The sequence below is a fragment of the Microbacterium sp. ABRD28 genome (assembly GCF_003850245.1).
In the GTDB taxonomy this organism is placed as follows: Bacteria; Actinomycetota; Actinomycetes; order Actinomycetales; family Microbacteriaceae; genus Microbacterium.
The window spans coordinates 2488076-2513262 of sequence record NZ_CP031015.1; the positions used below are offsets into that span (position 1 = coordinate 2488076).

The window sequence follows — 25187 nt, forward strand, 5'->3', positions numbered from 1 at the left end:
CGTGGTTCGTATCCCGCGCCCGCTGTCGGCGAGAACGCGCATTCTCGCTGCCGTCCTCGCCGTGGCGTGCGTCGGGCTGACGCTGGTGGGGAGCGTGACGTTCCTCGTTCAGCGGGAGATGGTGCTGAGCGAGATCGACGACCGCCTGGAAGGGCAGGCCGAGAGCCTCCTCTCCGTCGCCGAGTCCGAGGACGACGTCGCCCAGATCGATGACTTCGCCACGGTCGAGGAGTTCCTCCGCGCGGCGATGGACCGCACGGTGCCCTCCCGCAACGAGGCGGCTCTCGCGATCCTCGACGGCACGACGCTCATCGGTCCGGGCGTCGCCTCCGGCATCGACATCTCGGAGGACGACGTCCTCATCGCCCGCATCCTCAGCGGGGTCGAGCAGGGAGTCCCCGTCACCCCGGCGACGGCGGTCACACCCGAGGGGACCCTCCGCTACATCGCCGTCCCGGTGTCGCTGCCGGCCGACCCTTCGCGAGGTGTCGTGGTGCGGGCGGTGGAGCTCGGAGCGGCGCTTCGTCCGGTCGCGTCCGCGCTCGTCACCTATGGCGTGACCGCGGTCGCCGTGCTCGCGGCGATCGGCGTCGTCGGGTGGTTCGTCACCGGCCGCCTGCTCTCGCCCATCCGCCGCCTCCGCGAGACCGCGGACGCCATCACGCTCACCGACCTCTCCCCCCGTCTCCCGGCCGAGGGCACCGACGACATCTCCGACCTCAACCGCACCGTCAACTCCATGCTCGACCGCCTCGAGGGGTCTGTCGATGTGCAGCGCCAGCTGCTGGACGACGTGCGCCATGAGCTGAAGACGCCGATCACGATCGTGCGAGGACATCTGGAGATGATGGACCCGAGGGATGTCTCCGACGTCACCTCGACGCGGGAGATCAGCATCGCCGAACTCGACCGGATGACCCGACTGGTCGAGGACATCGACCTCCTCGCAGCCGTCGAGGGCGACTCGTTCGCCGAGGGCGAGGTCGACCTCGCCCTGCTCACCGCCCGGATCGGCGAACTCGTGGCGGTGATCCCGGGGCACCGATGGCGGATCGATGAGATCGCCGACGGCACGATCCCGGGCGACGCCGACCGACTGCTCCAGGCATGGCTCCAACTGGCCGACAACGCCGCGAAGTACACCCCCGCCGGTTCGCCGATCGAGCTGGGGAGCACCTGGGACGCCGCCGGAGCGCGACTGTACGTCCGCGATCATGGCAACGGCATCCCTCCCGCCTTCCGGCACCGGATCTTCCGCCGCTTCGATCGCGCCGACGGTGCCAGACTGGCCGGGGGGTCGGGGCTCGGGCTTGCCATCGTCGACGCGATCGCCAAGGGACACGACGGCTACTGCGCGGTCACCGATACCCCCGGTGGCGGTGCCACCTTCACCATCCACGTTCCCCCGGCCACGGCGGAGCTTCCCGCTCCCGTGCGCGCGGGCGATGTGCTGCAGCGGGAGTCCACCACATGACGACGATCCTCATCGCCGAAGACGAGCCGCGCATCGCCGCCTTCGTCAGCCGGGGCCTGGAGAATGCCGGTTTCACGACGTTGCTCGTCGCCGACGGCGGCGAGGCGCTCACCGTCGCGCTCCGCGACGGTGTGGATCTCGTGCTGCTGGATGTCGGCCTGCCGACGATGGACGGGTTCGAGGTGCTGCGCGAGCTGCGCGCTCGAGGATCAGCCGTCCCCGTGATCATGCTGACGGCCCGCACGAGCACCCGGGACACCGTCGAGGGACTCGACGCCGGCGCCAACGACTACGTCCGCAAGCCCTTCACCTTCGAAGAGCTCCTGGCGAGGGTACGCTCGCGCCTCCGGGAGAATCCCGTGCCGGCGGGGATGACGCTGCGTCACGGTGATGTGATGCTCGATCTTCTGGGCCGTCGCGCCACGGTGGCCGGCGACGAGGTCGAACTCTCGGCGCGCGAGTTCGCGCTGGCCGAGCAGTTCCTGCGCAGCCCCGGCCGGGTCCTCAGTCGCGAGCAGCTGCTCAGTCGCGTGTGGTCGCTGGACTTCGACCCGGGATCGAACGTCGTCGACGTCTACGTCCGGTATCTGCGTGCCAAGCTCGGCGCTCATCACATCGTGACAGTACGGGGCGCCGGCTACCGCTGGGAGTGAGAGATGTGAGAGCCCCCGGCGTTGGGGGAACACCGGGGGCTAGATCCGGGTTGGGGGCCCGGTCACCGGCCGCGTGCGATTCTGGGGGATTCGCGGCCGTATCCCCATGGTGGCAGAACGGCCCCGTCCACCGGCACTCCGGCAGATGAGACTCTTCTCACGTTCGTCCGGGATGACAGCTCACGCCAGCTCGCCCGCTTCCAGGAGGTCGGTCACCAGCGCGGCGATGGCGGAGCGCTCGGAACGGGTGAGGGTGACGTGACCGAAGAGGTCGTGACCCTTCAGCGTCTCGATCACCGAGGCGATGCCGTCGTGCCGGCCGACGCGGAGGTTGTCACGCTGCCCGACATCGTGGGTGAGGACGACGCGTGAGTGCTGACCGATGCGGCTGAGCACCGTCAGCAGCACATTCCGCTCCAGCGACTGGGCCTCATCGACGATCACGAAGGCGTCGTGCAGTGAGCGCCCGCGGATGTGGGTGAGCGGAAGCACCTCTAGGATGCCGCGCTCGATCACCTCCTCGATGACGTTGGACGACACCACCGAACCGAGGGTGTCGAACACCGCCTGACCCCAGGGGTTCATCTTCTCGGCCTGGTCGCCGGGGAGGTACCCCAGCTCCTGGCCGCCGACGGCGAACAGCGGGCGGAAGACGATGATCCGCTTCTGCTGCTGGCGCTCCAGCACCGCCTCGAGGCCCGCGCAGAGGGCGAGCGCGGACTTCCCCGTTCCCGCTCGTCCTCCCAACGACACGATGCCCACCTCGGGATCCAGCAGGAGATCGATCGCGATCCGCTGCTCGGCCGATCGCCCGTGCAGGCCGAAGGCGTCGCGGTCGCCGCGCACCAGCCGGAAGGCACCGTCGCCGGTCACACGACCGAGGGCGGAACCACGCTCGGAGTGGATGATGAGACCGGTGTTGACGGGGAGTCCGTGCACGGCGTCGGCGGTGGCGACCTCGCTTTCGTACAGGTCGCTCACTTCGTCGCCGGACAGGTCGATGTCGGCGATGCCCGTCCAGCCCGAATCCACGGCCTGTTCGGCGAGATACTCCTCCGCCACGATGCCGAGGGACGCGGCCTTCACGCGCATGGGGAGGTCTTTGGAGACGACGGTGACATCCTGACCGTCCTGCGCCAGATGCATGGCGACGGCGAGGATACGGGTGTCGTTGTCGCCCAGGCGCATGCCGGAGGGCAGGACCGTCGGATCGGTGTTGTTCAGCTCCACCCGCAGTGTTCCGCCCGCTCCCACCGGAACGGGGAAGTCGAGACGACCGTGCTCGATGCGCAGCTCGTCGAGATGACGCAGCGCCTGCCGGGCGAAGTAGCCGATCTCGGGATCGTGACGTTTCTTCTCCAGCTCGGTGATCACCACCACCGGGATGACGATGCTGTGCTCGGCGAACCGGAAGAACGCACGCGGATCACTCAGCAGAACCGACGTATCCAGGACGTACGTGCGCAGATCCTGCGACGGGACGTCCTCGTCGATGTACTGCTCGCGGCGCTGGTCGTGCGGTGCTCGTGTGGTCACAACCCACTCCTGCCCCGGGCGTGTCACCCGGCAGTCTCGAGTCGACCGTGGGTCACGAGTCGCGATCCGAAAGGCCGACCCGACCGGGCACCTTGCCCGGTGAGATGACGGTACGACCGTTCGGGGGTCCGCGGGTCGCAGACACGCTGTCGGCGGGTTACGAGCAGATGAAGTTCTGTGAACGCGCGGGCGATCAGACCGAGGCAGCGCTCTTCAGCGCCCGAAGCGACGATCCCGGCGCGCGAAGTCACGGACGGCCCGCAGGAAATCGACCTCTCGGAGATCGGGACCCAGAGCCTCGACGAAGTAGAACTCGCTGTGCGCGCTCTGCCACAGCAGGAAGTCGCTCAGCCGCTGCTCGCCCGAGGTGCGGATCACCAGGTCGGGGTCGGGCTGGCCGCCGGTGTAGAGGTGTTCGCCGATCTGCTCGGGGGTGAGGCTCGCCGCCAGCTCCTCCAGGGATCCGCCCTCGCGGTCGTGGGTGGCGATGATGGAGCGCACGGCGTCGACGATCTCGCTCCGCCCGCCGTAGCCCACGGCGAGGTTGACGTGCAGACCCCCGTGACCACGCGTGCGCTCCTCGGCGAGGCCCAGGACATCGGCGAGCTCGGGCGGGAGGAGATCGGCACGTCCCACGTGCTGCACCCGCCAGTCGCGCTCGTGCGAGAGCTCGTGGGCGAGCTCGGCGATGATCTCCAGCAGATCGGTCAGTTCGCGCGAGTCGCGACGACGGAGGTTGTCGGTGGAGAGCAGGTAGAGCGAAACCACCTTGACGCCGATGTCATCGCACCAGCGCAGGAACTCCCGCATCTTCGCAGCCCCGGCGCGGTGGCCGTGCGCCGCCGAATCGTATCCGAGCTGCCTCGCCCACCGGCGGTTCCCGTCGATCATCATCGCGATGTGATGAGGCACGACATCGGGTGTGAGGCTGCGACGCAGCCGGGAGATGTACAGCCGGTAGAGCGGCCCCCGCCCCTCGTCCGTCGCACTCACACATCTACGCTACTCCCGACCACGCGCCGTCCGTGCGCGACCTCCGGGCACGTGCAGCCGACGGCATGCGCAGCGCCGTACCCTTGGGAGGATGACCCCCAGCCCGGACACCGACCTCTCCCCCGACGGACCGGACATGCCGCAGCTGCCCCTGCTCGACGCCGCTGCGGTCGATGCGAACACCGACGTGAAGCCGACCTGGCGCGGCTGGATCCACGCGGGGACCTTCCCGGTGGCGATCGGCGCCGGCATCCTCCTCATCGTCCTCGCCGAGGGCACAGCGGCCAAGTGGTCATCCGCCGTCTTCATGGCCACCTCGCTGCTGCTGTTCGGCAACTCGGCGCTCTACCACCGATTCGACTGGTCACCGCGCACGAAGGTGGTGCTCAAGCGCATCGATCACGCGAACATCCTCCTGCTCATCGCCGGCACCTACACGCCGATCGCCGTCCTCGCCCTCCCGACCGACAAGGCCGTCCTGCTGCTGTCCCTCGTCTGGGGCGGGGCGATCCTGGGCATCCTGTTCCGGGTGTTCTGGATCCACGCCCCGCGCTGGCTGTACGTCGCTCTGTACCTGGTGCTGGGGTGGGCTGCGGTGATGTACTTCTTCGATCTCTTCGCCGCCAATGCGGCGATGATGGTGCTCGTCGTGGCGGGCGGCCTGCTCTACACCGCGGGGGCGGTCGTCTACGCGCTCAAGCGTCCCAACCCCTGGCCCGGGCATTTCGGGTTCCACGAGATCTTCCACGTCTGCACGGTGCTGGCGTTCCTCTGCCACTGGACGGCGTGCCTGCTCATCGCTCTGGCGCCCGCCTACCACGCCTGAGGCGATCAGGACCCGCCGTCGCCGTCGCGCATCTGCTCCTCGGCATCGAGCTGCTCGTTGATCTCGCCGCGGATCCGCGCGCGGCGGATGCGACGCATCATGTCCCACACCAGGAACACCACCGCGAGTGCGATGAACGCGATCACGGCGAAACCCACCGGCCCGGGAGTGACGAGATCGGGATCCACCGTCGGAACCGGCGAGGGGGTGGCGGCCGCGACGAGCGTCACGAGAGCGTGCTGCATGGTGTCCTCTCCGGGCGTGGGAGCGCTTAGCCTGGAATCACCAGCCTAGACGCCCCGAAGAAGGCCATGACGACTCACCAGACGCTCGACGAACGCTACGGCCGCACCCGCTCCCGCGCGCCGCGATGGCTGATCGCCGCGGGCATCGCGGTGGCGGCCGCGGTGGTCGTCGGAGCCGGGTGGATGACGGTGGCCGGCGCCCTGGACGACGTCGACGTCCGCACCACCGGGTTCCAGCTCGTCGACGACACCTCTGTCCGCGTCGACTTCCAGGTCACGGCGCCTGCGGGACGGACCGTCGCGTGCGCACTGGAGGCGCAGGACGCCGATCACGGCGTCGTGGGCTGGAAGGTCATCACCCTCAGCGAGACCGACGGGACCCCACGCGCGTTCCAGGAGACCGTCCCCACCGTCGCCGAGGCGACGACCGGTTTGGTCAACTCCTGCTGGGTGACGTAATCTGGCGGGACAACTCAGAGGGACGCCCTGGCCAGCGCCGGGGCGTCTTTGCATACCAGCCGACGACCGAAGGAGACGAACGTGACTGGCGAAGCCCCGGTGACCTTCCTGACCCAGGACGCCTACGACCGTCTCGCCGCCGAGCTCGAGCACCTCTCGACGACCGGCCGCGAAGAGATCGCCAAGCGCATCGAAGCTGCGCGCGAAGAGGGTGACCTCAAGGAGAACGGCGGATACCACGCGGCCAAGGACGAGCAGGGCAAGCAGGAAGCCCGCATCCGCACGCTTCAGCAGCTGCTCAAGGACGCCAAGGTCGGCGATGCCCCCCAGAGCACCGGTGTGGTCGAATCCGGAACCGTCGTGACGGCGGTCGTCGCGGGCGGCGAAGAGGTCTTCCTCCTCGGCAATCGCGAGATCGCCGCGGGTTCCGAGCTCGACGTCTACAGCGAAGCCTCCCCTCTCGGGGCGGCGATCCTGGGGTTGAAGGAGGGCGAGAAGACCACCTACACCGCGCCGAACGGACGCGAGATCGCGGTGGAGATCGTCAAGGTCGAGACGTACTCGGGGCAGTGAGCCCCGGCGTCGGCCCCTAGTCGACGGCGATCGTCGGCGAGAAGCCCGCGTCGGTGAGCATCTTCATCACGTGGGCGCGGTGGTCCTCGCCCCGCGTCTCCACGCTCAGCTGGAGGATCACCTCACTGATCTGCAGCCCCTGTCCGTGCCGCGTGTGCAGCACCTCGATGACGTTCGCGCCGGCCTGGGCGAGCACGTCGGAGACCCGGGCCAGCTGGCCGGGTCGGTCGGGGAGCGGAATGCGCAGGGTCATGTAACGACCCGAGGCGGCCAGCCCGTGGGCGACGACGCGCTGGAGCAGCAGCGGATCGATGTTGCCGCCCGAGAGGATGGCGATCGTCGGCCCGTCGGATCGGATCTTCCCCGCCAGGATCGCGGCGACCCCGGCCGCGCCCCCCGGCTCGACGACCTGCTTGGCCCGCTCGAGCAGGACGAGGATGGCGCGTGCGATGTCGTCGTCGGTCACGGTGACGATCTCATCCACGAGCTCACGGATCATCGCGAACGGGAGGTCGCCGGGGCGCGCCACGGCGATGCCGTCGGCGATCGTCGGCCGGGAGGGCGCGATGACCGGATGCCCCGCGGCCAACGACGGCGGATAGCCCGCGGCGTTCTCGGCCTGCACCCCGATGATGCGGATGCGGCGCCCTTCCGCTGCCGCGCGGGCCTTCATGGCGGCGGCGACTCCGGCGATGAGCCCACCGCCACCGACGCAGACCACCACCGTCTCGACGTCGGGGAGGTCATGGTGCAGTTCGAGCCCGAGAGTCCCCTGCCCGAGGATGATGTCGCGATGGTCGAACGGGTGGATGAGGACCGCGCCGGTGCGTTCTGCGAATTCCGCCGCCAACCGCAGCGGCGTCTCCACCGTCTCCCCTTCGAGGACGACATCCGCACCGTACCCCCGGGTGGCCAGGAGCTTCGGCACCGGAACACCCAGCGGCATGAAGATGGTGGCCGGGATCCCGAGCTTCTGAGCGGCCAGGGCCACTCCCTGGGCGTGATTGCCGGCGGAGGCGGCCACGACGCCGCGGGCGCGCTCCTCCTCGGTCAGCCTCGAGAGCCGGTAGGTCGCACCTCGGATCTTGAACGACCCCGTGCGCTGCAGGTTCTCCAGCTTCAGGTACGTCGGAACACCCAGGACGTCGGTGAGGTGCTGCGACTCCTCGAGCGGAGTGTGTGCGGCCACGCCGCGCAGGGCGGCCGCGGCGTCCTCGAACTCAGCGAGCGTCGGGATGCCGGAGGCGGCGATCGTCGGCGTGCTCACGCGGGGGTTCTCCTTCGACGGGGGACGGTGCTCCAGATGAGGTCTTCCGGCGGTGGCCGCCCACCCGTCTCCCACCCGCGTGAGCCGAGGTAGAGCACGACCACGTTGACGAAAGCGGCGAGCGGAACGGCGAAGAGCGCACCGGGGATGCCGGCGATCATCGCCCCGCCGGCGACGACGAGGACGACGGCGAGGGGATGGACCTTGACAGCGGCACCCATGAGCAGGGGCTGCAGCACGTGTCCTTCGAGCTGCTGCACGCCGAGGACGACGATCAGCATCCACAGGGCGATGAGCGGACCGTTGTAGACCAGGGCGACGAACACCGCCACCGCTCCGGTCACGACCGCACCGACGATCGGCACGAAGGCGCCGAGGAAGACCAGGACCGCGATCGGAACAGCGAGCGGCACACCCAGCAGGAGTGCGCCCAGGCCGATGCCGATCGCATCGATCGTCGCCACCAGCAGCTGCGTCCGGGCGTAGTTCACCAGCGTCACCCAGCCCTCACGAGCGGCTCCGTCCACCGGGACGCGCGCAGCCTTGGGCAGGAGCCGGGTGGTCCACCGCCAGATCCCGCCGCCGTCGGCGAGAAGGGTGAGCAGGATGAACAGGGCGAGGAGCGCCCCCGTGACGACATGACCGAGGGTCGTCCCGATCGCCAGGGCCCCCGACCACAACAGCGAGGCCTGTTCCTGCACCAGGGCGCCGGCTTGATTCAGCAGGTCGTCGATCTGCTGAGCGGACAGGTGGAGCGGACCGTCGATGAGGTACTGCCGGAAGGCGGCCACGGCGTCGACGGTCCGGTCCTGCACCCGTCCGAACTCGCGCGTGATCTGCCAGACCACGACCCAGAGAAGTCCCGACACCACGGCCAGCGTGGTGATCACCGCGATGACGATCGCGAGCCATCGCGGGACGCGGTGGCGCAGCATCCAACTGAAGAACGGCCAGAGCAGGGCGGTGATGAGGATGGCGATGAGCAGCGGCACCACCAGCAGCTTCAGCTGGATGACGAGCCAGATGACGACGCCCGCGGCGGCGGCGATGACCAGGAAACGCCAGGAATAGGCCGCCGCCAGCCGGAGCCCGCGCGGAATCGATCCCGACAGCTCCGTCGACACCACGCGCGAGCGGTCGCGCAGGGCGCTCCACAGCGATTCGCGCTCGTCCGATCCGGCCATTCGGCAAGTCTAGAACCGCTGCCCGCATCGGATGTCGGGGGCCGGGTCTAGTGTTGCCGCCGTGACGACCCGAGAGACGCTGAGCGCCGCCGAAGCACGTCGGGTCGCGGTGGCCGCACAGGGCCTTCACCGCGCACGCCCCGCCCGCGTCGGCACCCGCCAGCTGAACGACGCGCTGCGCAGGATGTCGGTGCTCCAGATCGACTCGGTCAACGTCTTCGCCCGATCGCACTATCTCCCCCTGTTCTCCCGGCTCGGTCCGTACGACACGACGGACCTCGACCGCCTGCTGTTCGCGCGCCGTCCGCGCTACGTCGAGTACTGGGCGCACGTCGCCGCCTTCGTCGACGCGGCGGACCGCCCGCTCTTCGCGTTCCGGATGGCGGAGTTCCGGCAGAAGTACGCAGGAGACCCCGAGGGGTGGGTCTCGCGGCATCGAGACGTCGTCGACTGGGTCCGCGGCGAGCTCGCTGAACGCGGACCTCTGCGTCCGGCCGAGATCGAGCGCGACGCGCGTCGTTCACCGCGGGGCGGCTGGTGGGAGTGGGACGTCGTGAAGGAGGCGCTGGAGTTCCTGTGGCTCTTCGGCGAGGTGGCGATCGCCGGGCGACGCGGCTTCGAGCGACGCTACGGCCTCGCCTTCGACGTCCTGGGCGCGGAGCTGGCGGGCCGGGACGTGCCGAGGGCCGATGCCATCCGGGAGCTGGTGCGTCGCGCCGCCCGGGCGTATGGCGTGGCGACCGCCGCAGACCTCGCCGACTACTGGCGCATCAGGGATCGTGGCGCGATCCTCGCCGCGGTCTCCGACCTCGTCGAGCAGGGTGAGCTCATCCCCGTGTCGGTTGCGGGATGGACGACGGCGGGCCGCCCGGCGCGGGCGTGGCTGCACCGCGACGCCAGGGTCCCGCGACGGGTGGAGGCCGCGGCGATCCTCACGCCGTTCGACCCGATGGTGTGGTTCCGTGAGCGCGCGGAGCGGCTTTTCGATTTCGCCTACCGAATCGAGATCTACACTCCGGCGGCCCGACGACGGTTCGGGTACTACTCGCTTCCGGTCCTCGTCGACGATGCGATCGTCGCGAGGGTCGATCTGAAGGCCGACCGGCCGACGCAGACGCTGCGGGTGCAGTCCGCATGGTGGGAGCGCGAGCCCGCTTCCGCCGTCGTGGAGCGCGTGGCGGAGGAGCTGCGCCAGTCCGCGATCTGGCAGGGGCTGGAGCGCATCTCCGTCTCGCGCTGGGGCGACGCCGTCGACCAGCTGGCCGCCGCCCTCCCCCGCGCGTCCCGGCATACCGCCGGCCCCGCTTCCGAATCACCTAGCGTTGAAGGATGACAGGACCGCGTCGTGCCCGCATGGTCGCGGTCATCGTCGCAGCGGCGGTCGTGGTCATCGCGGGTGTCGCGGGCGTCCTGACGTGGGCGGGATCACGAGAAGAAGGTCCCGAAGCGGTGGCGCGAGCGTGGCTGGTCGCGGTCGCCGAGGGCGATGACGAGGCCGCGCGAGCGGCGATGAGCACGGGAATCGATGCCCTCGATGTCGGTGGCGCGGCGGAAAGACCGTCGGAGCCGTCCGTGCACGGGGTGCGGATCGAGGGCGATACGGCCGAGGCTGACGTCTCCTTCGTTCTGGCCGGGGACGTGCGCGAGGCCAGCCTCCCCCTCACCCAGAGCTCGGAAGGGTGGCTGGTCGGCGAGGGCGCGCTCGGCCGCGTGGACATCAGCACCGACCTCGGTGACAGCGTCACGATCGGAGAGGCCGTGGTCCCCGCCGGGCAGATCCGGCTCTTTCCCGGGACCTACGACTTCACCGCCGCTCCGCGCGACTACCTCGACGGATCGGCCTCGGTCTCGGTCATCCCCGGCGAAGAGCACACGGTCGCCCTGCAGGCGACCTATAACAGCGCGGCTCTCGACGCGGTCCGCGAGGTCGTCACCGATCATCTGAACGCCTGCACCCAGCCGGCGGCCACCGTGGCAGACCATTGCGGTCTCCGCGTGCCGTGGCCGGCCGACCTCGCGGCCCTCGAGCGCATCGCGTACCGCGTTGAGCGACTGCCCGAGGTGCAGCTGACCGAGGAGGGCGGTTTCGCCGCCACGGGGGGCGTCGTGGTCGCCACGGCGAGCGGCACCGGCCGAGACGGCTCCCCTGCGTCGGCGACATATCGCGATGACGGCTGGACCGTACGAGGAACGATCACCGTCACAGGAGCCCAGATCCGACTCGGCGTGCTCTAGAGTCGCGACACCTCGACCCCGAGCCACCGCGCCAGGTCGTCGATCTCGGCGTCGACCGCCTCCGATACCGAGGAGGTGAAGGTCTCGTCTTCGTGCACGGCGTTGATGCGCAGCGTGCCCGCACGGCGATCGAGGGCGGCATCGAGCTTTCCGACCAGTCGATCACCGTGGAGGATCGGAAGCGCGAAGTATCCCCAGCGCCTCGATGCGGCCGGCTTGTACATCTCCAGGACGTAGTCGAAACCGAACAGCTCCCGCAGCCGCACGCGATCGAAGACGAGACGGTCGTGGGGTGAGAGGAGCGCCGTCCGCGAGGGCTCGCCGACGGTGTCGAGGAGCACCGGATCGACGCGCCAGCGCCCGTCTACGCCGTCGACGACCACCTCGACCCCGACGTCGCCGACATCGACCGGCTCCCCCGGCTGCGCCACGCCTTTTCGTCTCGCGATCCCCAGCGCCGACAGCCGCCGCTCGGCCCGCCCGCGTGCGGCCTCGTCGTCGGTCACCGGCGCCACCGCCGGATAGACACGCTCGGCCAGGTCGAACCATCTGCCCTTGGCGTCCCGGTGATCGACGGCCACCTCGGCGCACTCGGTGAGCATCTCCAGCATCTGCAGGACGTTGCGATCGTTCGTCCATCCCGTCGATCGCCACGGCACCGCAGCGGTGTCATCGATGTCGACGGGGCGCAGCGGCCCGTCATCCCGGAGTCGACCCAGGATGTCGCGACGGAAGCGATCATTCGCCGCGAGCCAGTCGCGGGCGGCCGCCGACCTCGGACCGCGGCGCATCTGCGGAAGGAACAGCGGAAGGTCGCTCATCGGCCGGAAGAACCCGCGCCACTCGAAGATCACGCGATCGTGATGGAACAGGCGGCGGAAATCGGCAGGCTCATAGGGCCAGCCGATGCGGCTCCACAGGATCAGATCGGCGCTCGGGGCGATCGCAGCCGTCGGGTCGATCGGCAGGACGGTGAGGGACTGGACGGTCTCGACGATGTCGCCGGGACGCTGCGCGGTGAGCAGCTGCGCGCGCACGGCGATGCGCGCGGCTTCCGCGCGCGACAGGGCGGGAACCGGTGTCAAAACTGAACGCGCGGAGGCTCCGAGATCGCGGCGCCATCGACGACTTCGAAGAACTCACGCTCGTCGAACCCGAGATTGCGGGCGAAAAGGTTGTTGGGGAACACCTTGATCTTGGTGTTCAGCTCGCGGACGCCGCCGTTGTAGAAGCGCCGCGATGCCTGGATCTTGTCCTCGGTGTCGACGATCGACTGCTGCAGCTGCAGGAAGTTCTGGCTCGCCTGCAGCTGCGGGTATGCCTCAGCGACCGCGAAGAGCGAACGCAGCGCCTGCTGCATGTGACCTTCCGCCACACCGGCCTCGGCGGGACCGCCCGCGGAGAGGGTCTCGGCGCGCGCCCGGGTCACGTTCTCGAACACCGCTTTCTCGTGTGCGGCGTACCCCTTCACCGCCTCGATGAGATTGGGCAGCAGGTCGGCACGGCGCTTCAGCTGGACGGTGATGTCGCTCCACGCCTCATCGACGCGTACGTTCAGCTGAACCAGCGAGTTGTAGGTCGCCCACAGGTAGATCCCCGCGATGACGACCAGTGCGACGACGATCAGGACGGGGATGAGCCATTCCCACATACCGGGGTCTCCGTTCCAGGTCAGTGTTGACAATCCTAACGGTCTCCCGATCCGCGCCCCAGGCTGTGCGGCGACCTCACAGGCCTAGAGCCCGAGGACACGGTCCAGATACGCGTTGCGGAACAGGCCGTCCGGGTCGAAGGCATGACGCAGCTCGAGGAAGTCGTCGAATCGGGGATACCGGTCCCGCAGGACGTCGGCACCGAGGGAATGGAGCTTGCCCCAGTGCGGACGCCCACCGTGCGCGCGCATGATCTCCTCGACGGCGGCGAAGTACGCCGTCGGGTCCTCCCGGAAGTACCGGTGGACGGCGATGTAGCCCGTCGGTCCGCCGTACGCCGTCGACAACCAGCGATCATCGCCGGAGGCGAAGCGCACCTCGAGGGGGAAGGAGATCCGCCACCTCTTGGCCGCGATGAGGGAACGCACCTCGGCGAATGCCCCTGCCACGTGCTCGGCAGGCAGGGCGTACTCCATTTCGCGGAAGCGCACACCCCGCGTCTGGGTGAAGACGCGGTGCGACCGGTCGAGATACGTGCGGTCGCCGGTGACGCGTGTGGCCAGGCGGGAGAAGGACGGGATGACCGGCGGGAGAGCCGATCCGACGGCGCACATGCCGCGGTAGACCCCGTTCGCGAGCACGGTCTCGTCGACGAATCTGCCGACGCGCGGCAGCGGGCGTCGCGGTGTCGTCTCAGGGAGTCGCCGATTGGTCTTCGTCAGTGCCACCTCGGTATGGGGGAACCAGTAGAACTCGAAGTGGTCAGCCGCCTGCGCTCGTTCCTGGAGTCCGGCGACGACGTCTTCGAGCGGCTCCGGGCGTTCCACAGCCTCGAGGTGGAAGGCGGGGACGCACTGCACCGTCACATCGACGAGGACGCCCAGCGCTCCGAGCCCGAGCGACACCGCGGCGAGCAGGGGATCCCCCTCCGCGATCCGCCGGGTCTCACCGGTACCGGTGACGATCGTGACGCCGACGATCTGGGTGGCCAGCCCTCCGAACGCGATGCCGGTGCCATGGGTGCCGGTCGATATCGCGCCGGCGATGGTCTGCCGATCGATGTCGCCGAGGTTCTGCATGGCGAGCCCGTGGCGCGCGAGAAGGCGCGGAACCTGGTGCAGGGGTGTGCCCGCGCCGAAGGTCACCTGCCCGGTCCCGGGACCGATCGAGACGATGCCCGACAGCGCGGACAGGTCCAGGAGGACGTCGGGTGCGACGGCGATGTCCGAGAAGCTGTGCCCCGAACCGATGGGCTTGATCCGCAGGCCGCGTCGGGCGGCCGCGCCGACCGCGCGCTCGACGGCCTCGGCCGTGGCCGGGAACTCTGCGCGCACCGGCTTCGCCTGCGCCGTGCGCCCCCAGTTGCGCCAGACGGCGCCCGGGCGGGTCACAGGAAGGCCTTCCCCTCGCCGCGGTACGTCGGCATCTCGGCCACGATCCCCCCGTCCGACACGAGGACGAATCTTTCCACCCGCTCGGCCAGTTCCCCGCTCTTGGCATGACGGAACCACACCCGGTCACCGACTGCCAGGTGCGCGGCGGCCGGGCCGCGCAGAGGGGTCTGGACCTCCCCCGCGCCCTCGCGAGACAGATGACGCAGGCCCGCCGGCCAGACGGGGCGCGGAAGTCGTGAGGGGGCGGCAGGACCGGAGGCGACCCACCCCCCGCCGAGGACCGTCGCGACGCCGGGCGCGGGTATGCGCACGACGTCGAGTGCGAAAGCCGCCGCCGGGGCGGGGTCGAAGGAGCGGTAACCGTCGAAGAGGTGACCGGCGAGCAGCCCGCTCCCGGCCGTGAGCTCGGTCACGGCGAGGTCGGCAGCCGTCGACTCCAAGGATCCCGTCCCTCCCCCGTTGACGAAGTCGAGGTGCGCGACCTCACGGACCCGTTCGACGACCTCGGCCCGGCGCTCGCGCAGTTCTGCCGCCGACTGACGCTGCATCCAGCGGATGACGCTCTCGCCCGCGCCGACCGCATCCGGCTGGCCGGCGATCTGAGCCTCGTACATCATCAGCCCCGCCAGGCGGAAGCCCGGCCGCTCCGCGATGAGCCGGGCACGTGCCCACGCTTCCTGCGCCGTGTGAAGGGGTGAGCGGTGCACACCGATGTGGCCGAGCCCCGGGGCACGCCACGAGGCATCCACGTCGAGCGCGACCCGCAGCTCGGCGCGGGTGCGCGGCGGGGCGATCGCATCGATGAGGTCGAGCTGGGCGGGGTCGTCGACCATGAGGGTGATCCTCGCCGCCGCCTGCTCGTCTGCGGCGAGGCGCGCGAGACTCCCCCGGTCGACCGTGGGATAACCCAACACGATGTCATCGTGGTCCGAGCTCAGCCAGAGAGCTTCGGCGAGCGTGAAGGCCAGGATCCCGCGGTAACCGGGGAGCCGCAGGACCGCATCGAGCACCTCTCGCACGCGGATGGACTTGCTCGCCACCCGGATGGGAACGCCTCCTGCGCGCACCATCATGTCGAGGGCGTTGAACGACAGCGCCTGCCGATCGATCGCCGCAAGCGGTGCCGGCAGATGGGCGGTGGCCGCCGACATCTCCGCCCAGTACCTCGCCGGCACACGCCAGCGCTCGCTCGACGGATTTGCTGCGGCATCCCGGGCCAGGAGATCGATCGTCACTGGCTCATCCTCGCGCAGATGCGTACCCCCGGTGGGACTCGAACCCACACTGAAGCGATTTTAAGTCGCCTGCCTCTGCCATTGGGCTACGGGGGCGCCGTCCTGCGACACCCGTCACCTTAGCGTCAGCGTCCTGCGGCGACCTTCGACTTCTCGGAGACGTCGGCGTCTGCACCGGCGTCGCGGGGCGTCTGCGGCGGCGTGACCGCGGGCTGAGCGGGCCGCGGACGCGCCGCGAACTCCTCGAACGCCGCACGCGGGGTCTGAACCGCTTCGAGGTTGACCATGTCGCGCCCGAGGACGACGTTGCCCAGCCACCCGGCGATCACGCGGAGCTTGCGCTCCCAGGTCGGCATGGCCAAGCCGTGGTATCCGCGGTGCGCGAGCCACGCGAGGAAACCCTTGATCGCGATGTTCCCCGACTGGAAGGCACCGTTGTACAGACCGAGACCGGCGACGGCCCCGAGATTCTTGTGGAGATAGTCGACAGGGTCCTCGCCGCGCAGCACCGCGGTGATGTTCTTCGACAGGAGCTTCCCCTGACGCACGGCATGCTGCGCGTTCGGCACGCAGTAGCCGCCGACTCCCCCACCGGAGAGATCCGGCACAGCGGCGACGTCGCCCGCGGCCCACGCGCCCTCGACGATCTCGTCGTTCGTCCCCACGCGGAGGTCGGCGCGGGTGCGGATGCGTCCACGCTCCTCGACCGGGAGATCGCCACCGCGCACGACCGTGGGGTTGGCCATGACACCGGCCGTCCAGACGATGAGATCGGCAGGGATGACCTCTCCGGTGGACAGTTCGACATCGCCGCCGACGGCGCTCGTGACCTGGGTGTCGAGGTGGACGAACGCTCCGCGCTTGGCCAGGTCCTTCAGCACCCACTCGCTGGTCTTCAACGAGACCTCGGGCATGATGCGCCCCATTGCCTCGATGAGGTGGAAGTGCGTCTCGTCGAAGGTGAGCTCGGGGTACTTCGCCACGAGCGACGAGGCGAAGGACCGCAGCTCGGCGAAGACTTCGATTCCGGCGAAGCCGCCACCGACAACGACGACGGTCAGCAGCCGCTCGCGCTCGGGACCGGGCGGGAGCGCCGCAGCCTTGTCGAAATTGGTCAGCAGGCGGTCGCGGATCGCGACGGCCTCCTCAATCGTCTTCAGCCCGATCGCGTTGTCGGCGATGCCGGGGATGGGGAAGGTACGCGAGACCGCGCCCGCGGTGACGACGATCTGGTCGTACTCCTGCTGGTACGGCTCCCCGGCGATCGGCGTGATCGTGGCCGTCTTGTGGGCGTGATCGATTCCGGTCACCTTCGCCGCGACGATGCGGGTGCGCTTGAGGTGCCGTCGCAGCGAGACCACCGAATGCCGAGCCTCGATCGAACCCGCGGCGACCTCGGGCAGGAACGGCTGATAGGTCATGTAGGCGAGCGGGTCGACGATCGTCACCTCGGCCTCGCCGCGGCGCAGACGCTTTTCCAGCTTCCACGCCGTGTAGAAGCCTGCGTATCCGCCACCGACAATGAGGATCCTGTGCGCGGTGTGGGTCACGATGTGGAGTACTCCCCTAGATCAACGGCTCGGCGTGCGGGACGCCAATCGGACGCGTCGGACAGCAGCGGTGACGCCGAGCGCCACCAGTATAGCCCCGACGGTCAGGGCCCCGAGCGGCAGGGTGCCGTACAGCAAGGTCTGCGCCGTCGGCAGGAACGGCGATCCCGGCGGGCCCGCGGCGTCTGCCGGAGGCAGCGGCGGCACCTCCACGGTGCTGGGCGTGGGCTGCGGCTCCGGAGCGCTCTCGGCGCGACGATAGAGCCGCACCCACTCCCGGAGGTCGCCGAGCGGATTCTGCGCCACGTCGGGCACGGTCGCGCTCAGTGCCGCGGCGGCGTCGATGAGGCCGTATCCGTACAGCGGATCGGGGACGGAGACCCCCGGAACCGGTCGCGCGGTGGAGATGATGCGGTTGATCACGTTGGCCGCGTCGAGGTCGGGGTACGCCGAGCGCACCAGCGCCGCGACGCCCGCCACGATGGGTGCCGCCCCACTTGTGCCGTTCCACGACACCACCCGGCCGTCGGCGGAGATGCCGAGGAGGTTCTCGCTGGGGGCGGCCACGCCGATGGTGATCCCCTGCGTGGAGGCCTCAACGCTGGCGCGTCCCTCAGGGTCGACACCGCCGACGGCGAGAACCCCCGGAATCGTCGCCGGGGCACCGACGCGTGTGGTGCCGGTGCCACGATTCCCGGCGGCCACGATCACCACCACGTCGTTGTCGAAGGCGTAGAGGAACGCCTCGTCCCAGCTGCGGTCCCAGTCGGGGGTGTTCGTGGTGAGGGAGAGATTGATGATGTCGGCACCGTTGTCGACCGACCATCGGACGGCTTCGGCGATCTGATCGACGAACGGCACCGGCGAGGAGTTCCCCACCCCGATCGACACCGACAGCAGTTCGGCCGCCGGCGCGACGCCGATCATGCCCGTGTCCGGGCCCGTCCCCCGCGCCGCGGCGAGGGAGGCCACCCAGCTGCCGTGATTGCCGTCGACCGCGCCGACCGGCAGCCGGCCATCGGGCGCGCCGATGTCGGACACATCCGTGCCGCCGACGACCGCCCCGGCGAATTCGACCGGTCCACGACCGATCCCGGTGTCGATGATGGCGATGCGGGACCCCTCCCCGCGGGTCGTGCGCCATGCGTCACGGATGCCGTAGTCATCGAGCCAGTACTCCGCGGCCCGCACGGGATCAGCGGCGGCGTCGGGCGTCGGCGTGGCCGCGGCGGCGGGGGTCACCAGCCCTGCGACCAGCACCCCGACGATTACGCCGATCATCCCTGCGCGGCCGCGGCGGATCATCCGCTCTCCTCCCGCGGACACGCGCACACCTTCGGTGACCAGGTCGCCAGAGCGAGTGCGGCATCACCCACCGGATTCACCCCGGGTCCGGCTGCCAGGGCGTGCGCCGCCAGCGCGTGCAGGCACTTCACCCGCGTGGGCATGCCACCGGCCGAGATCCCGGCGATCTCGTCGACCTCACCGAACTGTGCGCGATCGGCGAGGTACTGCTCGTGTGCACGCCGGTAGGCGTCGAGCCCTTCAGGATCGGCGTGCAGCCGAGCGAGCAGCTCGGGCATGACCTGCCCGGCCTCCAGTGCGGACATGGCGGCGGTCGCGGCGGGATGTGTGAGGTAGTAGAACGTGGGGAAGGGCGTCCCGTCGGGGAGCCTCGGGGCGGTGGCGACGACCGTGGGGTTGCCGCAGACACACCGCGCGGCGATCCCCAGCACACCGCGCGCCGGGCGTCCCAGCTGACGCTGGAGCACAGCCAGGTCGGTGTCGCTCACGGGCGGATAGGGGGGCCTCGTCACCCCGACAGGCTACCCGGGGTCGGTGACGGTGGTGGCAAGGCCGGCCTCGGTGACCGAGCGCAGAAGCTGCGACATCCAGTCGGTGCGGGTGCGCTCGACCTCGTCGCTCACCGCGCCCTGCTCCTGCGGGACGTCCTCGGGCGGCAGATCGTTGTCGACCAGGTAGACCACCTCACCGGGGCGCACGTAATACAGGCGCTCGCGGGCCTCGGTCGTGATGTAGGCCGGATCGCTCCAGCGCTCGCGCTCGGACTCGAGCTCGTCGATCTGCTCTCGCGTGAGCTGCACCGACCGCTCCAGAGCGGCGATCTGCTGCCGCTGATCGAGGTAGGTGCCCATCGTCGGCACGAGGACGAAGGCGGCGAGCACCACCAGGCCCAGCATGATCACCATGAACCCCGAGAGCCGGATGCCGCCGAGCCAGCCGCGCACGTCGACGCGGCCGTCCGCGCGGCGACGCCCCGTTCGCCGGCGTCTGGTCGCCGGGGACGCCGAAGGGGGAGCCGATCGTGCGCTCACGGCTCCCCCTTCGTCGATGATCAGCGGCGCGTCAGCCCCGGTAGCGGGGGAAGGCCGAGCGGCCGGCGAATTCGGCGGCGTCGCCCAGCTCCTCCTCGATGCGCAGAAGCTGATTGTATTTCGCGACGCGCTCGCTGCGAGCGGGCGCGCCGGTCTTGATCTGACCCGCGTTGACGCCCACCGCCAGGTCGGCGATGGTGGTGTCCTCGGTCTCGCCCGAGCGGTGCGAGAGCATCGACGCGTAGCCCGACCGGGTGGCGAGGGCGATGGCGTCGAGCGTCTCGGACAGGGTGCCGATCTGGTTGACCTTCACCAGGAGCGCGTTCGCGACGCCGCGCGAGATGCCGTCGGCGAGGCGGGTGGGGTTGGTGACGAACAGGTCGTCGCCGACCAGCTGCACCTTCGAACCGATCGCGTCGGTCAGGCTCTTCCAGCCGTCCCAGTCGTCCTCGGCCAGCGCGTCCTCGATGGTGACGATCGGGTAGTTGGCCACGAGGTCGGTGAAGTACGAGATGAGCTCGTCGACACTCCACGCCTTGCCCTCGACGGTGTAGACGCCGTCCGAGAAGAACTCGGTCGCCGCCACGTCCAGGCCCACGGCGATGTCGGCGCCGGGAGTGAAGCCGGCCTTCTCGATGGCGCGGATGAGGAAGTCCAGGCCCTCGCGGTTGCTCGGCAGATCGGGCGCGAAGCCTCCCTCGTCGCCGAGGCCCGTGGCGAACCCGGCGCTCTTGAGCTCGCCCTTCAGCACGTGGTAGACCTCCGTACCCCAGCGCAGCGACTCGGCGTACGTGTCTGCGCCGATGGGCGCGAGGAAGAACTCCTGGAAGTCGATGCCGTTGTCGGCGTGCTCGCCACCGTTGATGACGTTGAACAGCGGCACGGGCAGGAGGTGGGCGTTGGGTCCGCCCAGATAGCGGAACAGCGGCAGGTCGGCGCTGTCGGCTGCGGCCTTGGCCACCGCGAGGCTGACGCCGAGGATGGCGTTGGCTCCCGTGCGGGATTTGTTCTCGGTGCCATCGGTCTCGATGAGGATCTCGTCGATGATGCGCTGCTCGCTGGCTTCGACGCCCTCGATCGCCGGGCCGAGCTCGTCGATGACGGCGGCGACGGCCTTCAGCACGCCCTTGCCCCCGTAGCGGCTCTTGTCGCCGTCGCGCAGTTCGTACGCCTCGAACGCCCCGGTGGACGCGCCGGAGGGCACGGCCGCGCGCTGCACGATGCCGTCGTCGAGCAGCACCTCCACCTCGACGGTCGGGTTGCCGCGCGAATCCAGGATCTCGCGTGCGCCTACAGCCTCGATTGATGCCACGGGGTGTCTCCTTGCTCGTGGAGGGCGTCCTGCGCCCGATGGAACGGTGGAGCGTCGTCGGTCCGCCCCCGAGTCTAGTGACCCGGGTTCACACCACGACGGCCAGCGCCAAGCCGTCCCATCCCTTGGCGTCGAGGGTCTGCAGGGCGGTGGCGTCGAAGCGCGGGTCATGGCCCAGCATCTCCAGCCCCCGGCGCACACCGTGCACCTGCGGGCTCTCGCTGGCGGGGTTCGCCACCTCCCCCGAGCGCACGACGTTGTCGACGATCACGACGGTGCCGGGGCGCCCGAGTCGAGCCGCCCAGTCGAGGTAGACGGTGTTGGACTCCTTGTCGGCGTCGATGAACACCAGGTCGAACGGCTCGTCGTCGACCAGTGTCGGCAGGACGTCGCAACCCCGTCCCTCCACGATGCGCACCCGGTCCGAGACGCCGGCCCGGGCGAGGTTTCCGCGCGCCACCGCTGCATTGCGGGGCTCGGCCTCCACGGTCACGACCGAGCCGCCCTCCGGCAGGGCGCGGGCCATCCAGATCGCCGAGTAGCCGCCGAGCGTCCCGATCTCCAGAATCCGCCGGGCCCCGGTCGCGCGGACCATGAGATGGAGGAACTTCCCGGTGAGCGGCGCCACCTCGATCGCGGGGAGTCCCGCGGCGCGCTGGTCGGCGACCGCCTCGCGCAGGGCGGCGTCTTCGCCGACGAGGGCGTCGCTGAGATAGCGGTCGACGCGGCTCCACGCGTCGGGAGTGGGCAGGGTCATGTCCCCAGCCAACAAGCGCCGGGGCCCGCGCGTCAAGGACGAGCGCGCCATTCCGCGACGAGCGCGGGCACGAGGGCCTCAGCGGTGCGCCGGTAGCCCAGCGTGCTCGGGTGAAACCTGTCTGCGCTGAACATCGTCTCGGGTTCCCGGGCGAACAGGCGTCCGACCGCCGCGTGCAGCGAGACCGGTCGCGCACCCTCCTGACGTGCGGCGCGGGCCTGCTCGGTGGCGAGCCGACGCGACAGGCGCGAGACGAGCGTGCGCAGCGGCTGTGGCACAGGGCGCAGCGCCCCGAGGTCGGGGCAGGTGCCCACCACCACCCGCGCGCCACGCGCCCGCAGGGCGCGCACCGCGTCGACGAGATGACCGAGGGAGACCTCGGTGGGGACGCGGTGGGTGACGTCGTTGCCGCCGACGATGATGATCGCCAGGTCCGGGCTCAGATCCGACGGCAGGCGTGCGATCTGGGCGGGAAGAGCGGATGACTCCGAACCGACCACCGCGACGGATCGGAGTCGTACCGGGCGCATCACCGCCGCACCCAGGCCTTTGGCAACCCGCGCGCCCAGGGTGTCCTTCGGCCGCTCAGCACCGAGCCCCGCGGCGATGGAGTCGCCGAGGACCACGAGATCGATCGGGTCGCCGTGCATGCGACGCCGCCACACCCGGTCGGCGTTCCGCGCGTCTTCACCGAAAGGTTTGCCGATCCGACGCCTCGCGATGGCGGCCTGCCGCCGGATGGCCCGGGGCACCGCCAGGCTCACCGTGACCGCGAGGACGACGGCGACCCCGCCGACAGTGAGCGGCGTGACGGCGTCGGCCCGGCGTGCAGGTCTTCGAGGGGGCGTCATGAGGTCATTGCACGGGCCTTTGGTGAACGAAGAGCGTCGAAGGGGTGTCCACACCGCCCCCCTGTCTTAGTAGGGTTCGGGGCGTGTCCTCCCCTTCCCTCGCCCGACGGCTGGGGCTCGGCGACGCGGTGTTCATCGGGCTCGGCGCGATGCTCGGCGCGGGTGTCTTCTCCGCCTTCTCGCCCGCGGCCCAGGCCGCCGGCGCAGGCCTTCTCATCGGGCTCGTGCTGGCCGGCGTCGTGGCGTACGCCAATGCGACCTCTTCCGCTCAGCTCGCCGCGGTGTACCCGACCTCTGGCGGCACGTACGTCTACGGACGCGCGGAGCTGAACGACTGGTGGGGGTTCCTCGCCGGGTGGGGCTTCGTCATCGGCAAGACGGCCAGCTGCGCGGCGATGGCCCTCACCTTCGCCGCCTACGTCGCCCCCGACGGCTGGGAGCGGCCCCTCGCCGTCGCCGCGGTGGTCGCCCTCGGCGCCGTGAACTGGTTCGGCATCACCCGGACGGCGCAGCTGACCCGCATCATCGTCACCGTCGTCCTGCTCTGCCTCGCGGTGGCGGTGATCGCCGCAACCGCGGGAGCCGCCGCGGCTCCGGTCTCGCCCCCGCTGACGGTGCAGGGGCTCTTCGTCGGCGGCGCGTACGGGATCCTCCAGTCCGCGGGTCTGCTGTTCTTCGCCTTCGCCGGGTACGCCCGCATCGCCACCATGGGCGAAGAGGTGCGCGACCCCGCACGCGTCATCCCGCGCGCGATCTCTCTCGCCTTCCTGATCGTCGTGGTCATCTACGCCGTCGTGGCCGTCACGGTCCTCGCCGCGCTCGGCCCCGAGGCGACCGCCGCGGCATCCGATCCCGTGGCAGCGGCGGCAGCGACCGCGGGGTGGGCATGGGTGGATCCGGTCGTGCGGATCGGCGCTGCGGCCGCCGCGCTCGGGGCTCTTCTCGCCCTCATCGCCGGGGTGGGGCGGACGACCCTCGCCATGGCGCGGGAGCGGGACCTGCCGGTCTTCCTCTCGGGAGTGCATCCCCGGTGGCATGTGCCGCACCGCGCCGAGCTGCTGATCGTGCTCGCCGTGGTGCTGCTGGTGTCGACCGTCGACCTGCGCGGCGCGATCGGCTTCTCCTCGTTCGGCGTGCTGACCTATTACCTCGTGGCGAACCTGGCCGCCCACCGCCAGACCGGGACCGCGCGCCGCTACCCGCGCTGGCTGCAGCTGATCGGGGTCGCGGGGTGCCTCATCCTCGCCCTGAGCCTCCCCTGGCAGAGCGTCGTCAGCGGCGCGGCGGTCCTGGCGATCGGTGTGGTCTACCGGATCGTGCGCCTGCGCGCCCGTCGCGCCGGGTGATCATCCCAGAGGCTTGATCTCGAGCTTCCCGGCATCGCGGTCGCCGGCGGCCACCGTCGCGAAAGCGGTGAATCCATCGGCGCGGGCACGCTCGAGCAGGGCCTTGAGGTTCTTCGTCCGCTGCTCGAGACGCACGCGCGCGCCGCGATCGACGAGAGCAGACTTCACGGCCAGCAGATCTCCGACAGACGCGTCGCGATCGTGAACCAGCACGACCGCGTCGGCCATGGTCTCGTCAGCGGCAGGAACGAGGTCGACGAGCCGCTCGAATCCGAGCGAGAAGCCGACCGCGGGGACCTCCTGGCCGAGGAATCGCCCGATCATCCCGTCATAGCGGCCCCCGCCGCCCAACGAGTACGACACGGCGGGGTGGGCGAGCTCGAAGATCGTGCCCGTGTAGTACCCCATCCCCCGAACCAGGAACGGATCGAACCGCAGCGGAACCTCACCACTGCCCGCACCCACCCCGCGCGCGGCCGCCACGGCCTCGCCGATGCCCACGAGGTGGGCCACGACGTCGTCGGGCATCCCGTCGGGCAGCGCGGCGCGGATCCCCGACGCGGTGAGGGCATGGTCGGAGCCGGCGTCGGACGCGGCCAGACGGGCGAGGTGAGCCGCCACCGCGGTCACCGCGGCCTCGTCGGCCCCACGCTCGCGCAGCTCGACCGTCACGCCCTCGGGGCCGATCTTGTCGAGCTTGTCGAGGGTGATGAGCACCCCGGCGCGCGCGGCGGGGGGGAATCCGAAAGCCTCGAGCATCGCATCGAGCAGCCGACGGTCGTTGATGCGGACCTCGCCGCCCGCCAGTCCCAGCGCATCGAGGGTGTCGAGGGTCGCCGTCACCAGCTCCGACTCGGCACGGGAGGTGGCGTCGCCGATGATGTCGATGTCGCACTGCAGGAACTGCCGGTAGCGGCCCTTCTGCGGACGCTCCGCGCGCCACACCGGAGCGATCTGCACGGCCCGGAAGACGCTCGGCAGTTCGGCACGGTGACTGGCGTAGAAGCGCGCCAGTGGCACCGTGAGGTCGTAGCGCAGCCCCAGATCGGTGAGGGATGCGGGGTCGTCGGCGGCCGCGCGGATGGCGTCGGCGTCGAGCCCGCGCTTGAGCACGTTGTAGGCGAGCTTCTCGTTGTCACCGCCGATTCCGGCGTGGAGGCGGTCGTAATCCTCCATCACCGGGGTTTCGATCTCATCGAACCCATGCACCCGGTAGCGATCGCGGATGGTGCGGAGCACACGCTCGCGGCGGGCCTTGTCAGCGGGGAGGAAATCGCGCATGCCGCGCGGCGGGGTGACGGTGGGCACC

At 70.2% G+C, this 25187-nt stretch carries 25 protein-coding genes and 1 tRNA gene; 8 read left to right on the top strand and 18 right to left on the bottom strand.

Annotated features, from left to right (window positions below):
* Position 1 precedes the first annotated feature (1 nt).
* Complete coding sequence (locus tag DT073_RS12055) at positions 2 to 1474, top strand: sensor histidine kinase (RefSeq protein WP_205782940.1); 1473 nt, start codon at positions 2 to 4, stop codon at positions 1472 to 1474.
* On the top strand, positions 1471 to 2127 hold the full coding sequence (locus DT073_RS12060; protein WP_124293603.1) for a response regulator transcription factor: 657 nt from the start codon (positions 1471 to 1473) through the stop codon (positions 2125 to 2127). Before DT073_RS12055 ends, DT073_RS12060 begins: the two co-directional genes overlap by 4 nt.
* Positions 2128 to 2307: 180 nt before the next feature.
* Here DT073_RS12060 and phoH2 read toward each other — a convergent pair whose 3' ends face one another.
* A complete protein-coding gene (phoH2, locus tag DT073_RS12065; RefSeq protein WP_124293604.1) occupies positions 2308 to 3663 on the bottom strand; it encodes an RNA 5'-3' helicase PhoH2 in 1356 nt (451 codons plus the stop codon).
* Between the two features lie 213 nt (positions 3664 to 3876).
* On the bottom strand, positions 3877 to 4656 hold the full coding sequence (locus DT073_RS12070; RefSeq protein WP_124293605.1) for an isoprenyl transferase: 780 nt from the start codon (positions 4654 to 4656) through the stop codon (positions 3877 to 3879).
* Between the two features lie 136 nt (positions 4657 to 4792).
* On the opposite strand from DT073_RS12070, the gene trhA reads away from it, so the two are divergent.
* Positions 4793 to 5482 (top strand): PAQR family membrane homeostasis protein TrhA, encoded by a 690-nt coding sequence (gene trhA, locus DT073_RS12075; RefSeq protein ID WP_124294506.1) that lies wholly within the window; start codon positions 4793 to 4795, stop codon positions 5480 to 5482.
* Between the two features lie 5 nt (positions 5483 to 5487).
* On the opposite strand, the gene DT073_RS12080 is transcribed toward trhA, so the two are convergent.
* Entirely contained in the window at positions 5488 to 5727 is a 240-nt protein-coding gene (locus tag DT073_RS12080) for a hypothetical protein (protein ID WP_124293606.1), read from the bottom strand.
* 66 nt (positions 5728 to 5793) lie between these two features.
* Between DT073_RS12080 and DT073_RS12085 the strand changes: the two genes are divergently transcribed.
* Positions 5794 to 6186 (top strand): DUF4307 domain-containing protein, encoded by a 393-nt coding sequence (locus DT073_RS12085; protein ID WP_124293607.1) that lies wholly within the window; start codon positions 5794 to 5796, stop codon positions 6184 to 6186.
* Positions 6187 to 6267: 81 nt separating this feature from the next.
* Complete coding sequence (greA, locus tag DT073_RS12090) at positions 6268 to 6759, top strand: transcription elongation factor GreA (RefSeq protein ID WP_124293608.1); 492 nt, start codon at positions 6268 to 6270, stop codon at positions 6757 to 6759.
* A 16-nt stretch (positions 6760 to 6775) separates the two neighbouring features.
* Here greA and ilvA read toward each other — a convergent pair whose 3' ends face one another.
* A complete protein-coding gene (gene ilvA, locus DT073_RS12095) occupies positions 6776 to 8026 on the bottom strand; it encodes a threonine ammonia-lyase (protein WP_205782941.1) in 1251 nt (416 codons plus the stop codon).
* Positions 8023 to 9210 carry an AI-2E family transporter gene (locus DT073_RS12100; protein WP_124293609.1) on the bottom strand — a complete coding sequence of 396 codons (1188 nt, stop codon included), beginning with the start codon at positions 9208 to 9210 and terminating at the stop codon, positions 8023 to 8025. The genes ilvA and DT073_RS12100 overlap by 4 nt, the downstream gene beginning before the upstream one ends.
* 61 nt (positions 9211 to 9271) lie before the next feature.
* Here DT073_RS12100 and DT073_RS12105 point away from each other — a divergent pair, with 61 nt between their 5' ends.
* Both DT073_RS12105 and DT073_RS12110 read left to right on the top strand, forming a co-directional pair.
* Positions 9272 to 10543 carry a winged helix-turn-helix domain-containing protein gene (locus tag DT073_RS12105; RefSeq protein WP_240638599.1) on the top strand — a complete coding sequence of 424 codons (1272 nt, stop codon included), beginning with the start codon at positions 9272 to 9274 and terminating at the stop codon, positions 10541 to 10543.
* Entirely contained in the window at positions 10540 to 11445 is a 906-nt protein-coding gene (locus tag DT073_RS12110; RefSeq protein ID WP_124293611.1) for a hypothetical protein, read from the top strand. The genes DT073_RS12105 and DT073_RS12110 overlap by 4 nt, the downstream gene beginning before the upstream one ends.
* On the opposite strand, the gene DT073_RS12115 is transcribed toward DT073_RS12110, so the two are convergent.
* The 12 genes from DT073_RS12115 to DT073_RS12170 form a co-directional block, all read right to left on the bottom strand.
* Positions 11442 to 12530, bottom strand: coding sequence for a DNA glycosylase AlkZ-like family protein (locus DT073_RS12115; protein ID WP_124293612.1), 1089 nt, complete (start codon positions 12528 to 12530; stop codon positions 11442 to 11444). The genes DT073_RS12110 and DT073_RS12115 overlap by 4 nt on opposite strands.
* The gene (locus DT073_RS12120) at positions 12527 to 13096 is read right to left on the bottom strand and encodes a LemA family protein (protein ID WP_124293613.1); all 570 of its coding nucleotides are present in this window, start codon (positions 13094 to 13096) and stop codon (positions 12527 to 12529) included. Before DT073_RS12120 ends, DT073_RS12115 begins: the two co-directional genes overlap by 4 nt.
* An 84-nt stretch (positions 13097 to 13180) precedes the next feature.
* Entirely contained in the window at positions 13181 to 14488 is a 1308-nt protein-coding gene (locus DT073_RS12125) for a D-arabinono-1,4-lactone oxidase (RefSeq protein WP_124293614.1), read from the bottom strand.
* Positions 14485 to 15726, bottom strand: coding sequence for an alanine racemase (locus tag DT073_RS12130; RefSeq protein WP_240638600.1), 1242 nt, complete (start codon positions 15724 to 15726; stop codon positions 14485 to 14487). The genes DT073_RS12125 and DT073_RS12130 overlap by 4 nt, the downstream gene beginning before the upstream one ends.
* Positions 15727 to 15749: 23 nt before the next feature.
* Positions 15750 to 15822, bottom strand: a tRNA-Leu gene (locus DT073_RS12135).
* 29 nt (positions 15823 to 15851) lie between these two features.
* The gene (locus DT073_RS12140; protein ID WP_124293615.1) at positions 15852 to 17276 is read right to left on the bottom strand and encodes an NAD(P)/FAD-dependent oxidoreductase; all 1425 of its coding nucleotides are present in this window, start codon (positions 17274 to 17276) and stop codon (positions 15852 to 15854) included.
* Positions 17277 to 17297: 21 nt separating this feature from the next.
* Complete coding sequence (locus DT073_RS12145) at positions 17298 to 18557, bottom strand: S8 family serine peptidase (RefSeq protein ID WP_124294509.1); 1260 nt, start codon at positions 18555 to 18557, stop codon at positions 17298 to 17300.
* 20 nt (positions 18558 to 18577) lie between these two features.
* A complete protein-coding gene (locus DT073_RS12150; protein ID WP_124293616.1) occupies positions 18578 to 19093 on the bottom strand; it encodes a DUF501 domain-containing protein in 516 nt (171 codons plus the stop codon).
* 9 nt (positions 19094 to 19102) lie between these two features.
* The gene (locus tag DT073_RS12155) at positions 19103 to 19612 is read right to left on the bottom strand and encodes a septum formation initiator family protein (RefSeq protein WP_240638601.1); all 510 of its coding nucleotides are present in this window, start codon (positions 19610 to 19612) and stop codon (positions 19103 to 19105) included.
* Between the two features lie 31 nt (positions 19613 to 19643).
* Positions 19644 to 20924 (bottom strand): phosphopyruvate hydratase, encoded by a 1281-nt coding sequence (gene eno / locus DT073_RS12160; protein ID WP_124293617.1) that lies wholly within the window; start codon positions 20922 to 20924, stop codon positions 19644 to 19646.
* An 88-nt stretch (positions 20925 to 21012) separates the two neighbouring features.
* Positions 21013 to 21681 carry an O-methyltransferase gene (locus DT073_RS12165; RefSeq protein ID WP_124293618.1) on the bottom strand — a complete coding sequence of 223 codons (669 nt, stop codon included), beginning with the start codon at positions 21679 to 21681 and terminating at the stop codon, positions 21013 to 21015.
* Between the two features lie 32 nt (positions 21682 to 21713).
* A complete protein-coding gene (locus tag DT073_RS12170; protein ID WP_124293619.1) occupies positions 21714 to 22532 on the bottom strand; it encodes an SGNH/GDSL hydrolase family protein in 819 nt (272 codons plus the stop codon).
* An 83-nt stretch (positions 22533 to 22615) separates the two neighbouring features.
* Here DT073_RS12170 and DT073_RS12175 point away from each other — a divergent pair, with 83 nt between their 5' ends.
* Positions 22616 to 23878, top strand: a complete 1263-nt coding sequence (locus tag DT073_RS12175; protein WP_124293620.1) for an APC family permease — start codon at positions 22616 to 22618, stop codon at positions 23876 to 23878.
* Here the strand turns inward: DT073_RS12175 and hisS are convergent, their stop codons facing one another.
* Positions 23879 to 25159, bottom strand: coding sequence for a histidine--tRNA ligase (gene hisS / locus DT073_RS12180; RefSeq protein ID WP_240638851.1), 1281 nt, complete (start codon positions 25157 to 25159; stop codon positions 23879 to 23881).
* Positions 25160 to 25187: the final 28 nt, after the last annotated feature.

Excerpts from the sequence above, each read along its gene's own strand:
- DT073_RS12110 (WP_124293611.1), top strand. The coding sequence starts at position 10,540 with ATGACAGGACCGCGTCGTGCCCGCATGGTCGCGGTCATCGTCGCAGCG.
- DT073_RS12145 (WP_124294509.1), bottom strand. The coding sequence starts at position 18,557 with ATGATCGGCGTAATCGTCGGGGTGCTGGTCGCAGGGCTGGTGACCCCC.
- DT073_RS12085 (WP_124293607.1), top strand. The coding sequence starts at position 5,794 with ATGACGACTCACCAGACGCTCGACGAACGCTACGGCCGCACCCGCTCC.
- DT073_RS12100 (WP_124293609.1), bottom strand. The coding sequence starts at position 9,210 with ATGGCCGGATCGGACGAGCGCGAATCGCTGTGGAGCGCCCTGCGCGAC.
- DT073_RS12080 (WP_124293606.1), bottom strand. The coding sequence starts at position 5,727 with ATGCAGCACGCTCTCGTGACGCTCGTCGCGGCCGCCACCCCCTCGCCG.
- hisS (WP_240638851.1), bottom strand. The coding sequence starts at position 25,159 with ATGCGCGATTTCCTCCCCGCTGACAAGGCCCGCCGCGAGCGTGTGCTC.
- DT073_RS12060 (WP_124293603.1), top strand. The coding sequence starts at position 1,471 with ATGACGACGATCCTCATCGCCGAAGACGAGCCGCGCATCGCCGCCTTC.
- DT073_RS12165 (WP_124293618.1), bottom strand. The coding sequence starts at position 21,681 with ATGACCCTGCCCACTCCCGACGCGTGGAGCCGCGTCGACCGCTATCTC.
- DT073_RS12170 (WP_124293619.1), bottom strand. The coding sequence starts at position 22,532 with ATGACGCCCCCTCGAAGACCTGCACGCCGGGCCGACGCCGTCACGCCG.
- DT073_RS12120 (WP_124293613.1), bottom strand. The coding sequence starts at position 13,096 with ATGTGGGAATGGCTCATCCCCGTCCTGATCGTCGTCGCACTGGTCGTC.
- trhA (WP_124294506.1), top strand. The coding sequence starts at position 4,793 with ATGCCGCAGCTGCCCCTGCTCGACGCCGCTGCGGTCGATGCGAACACC.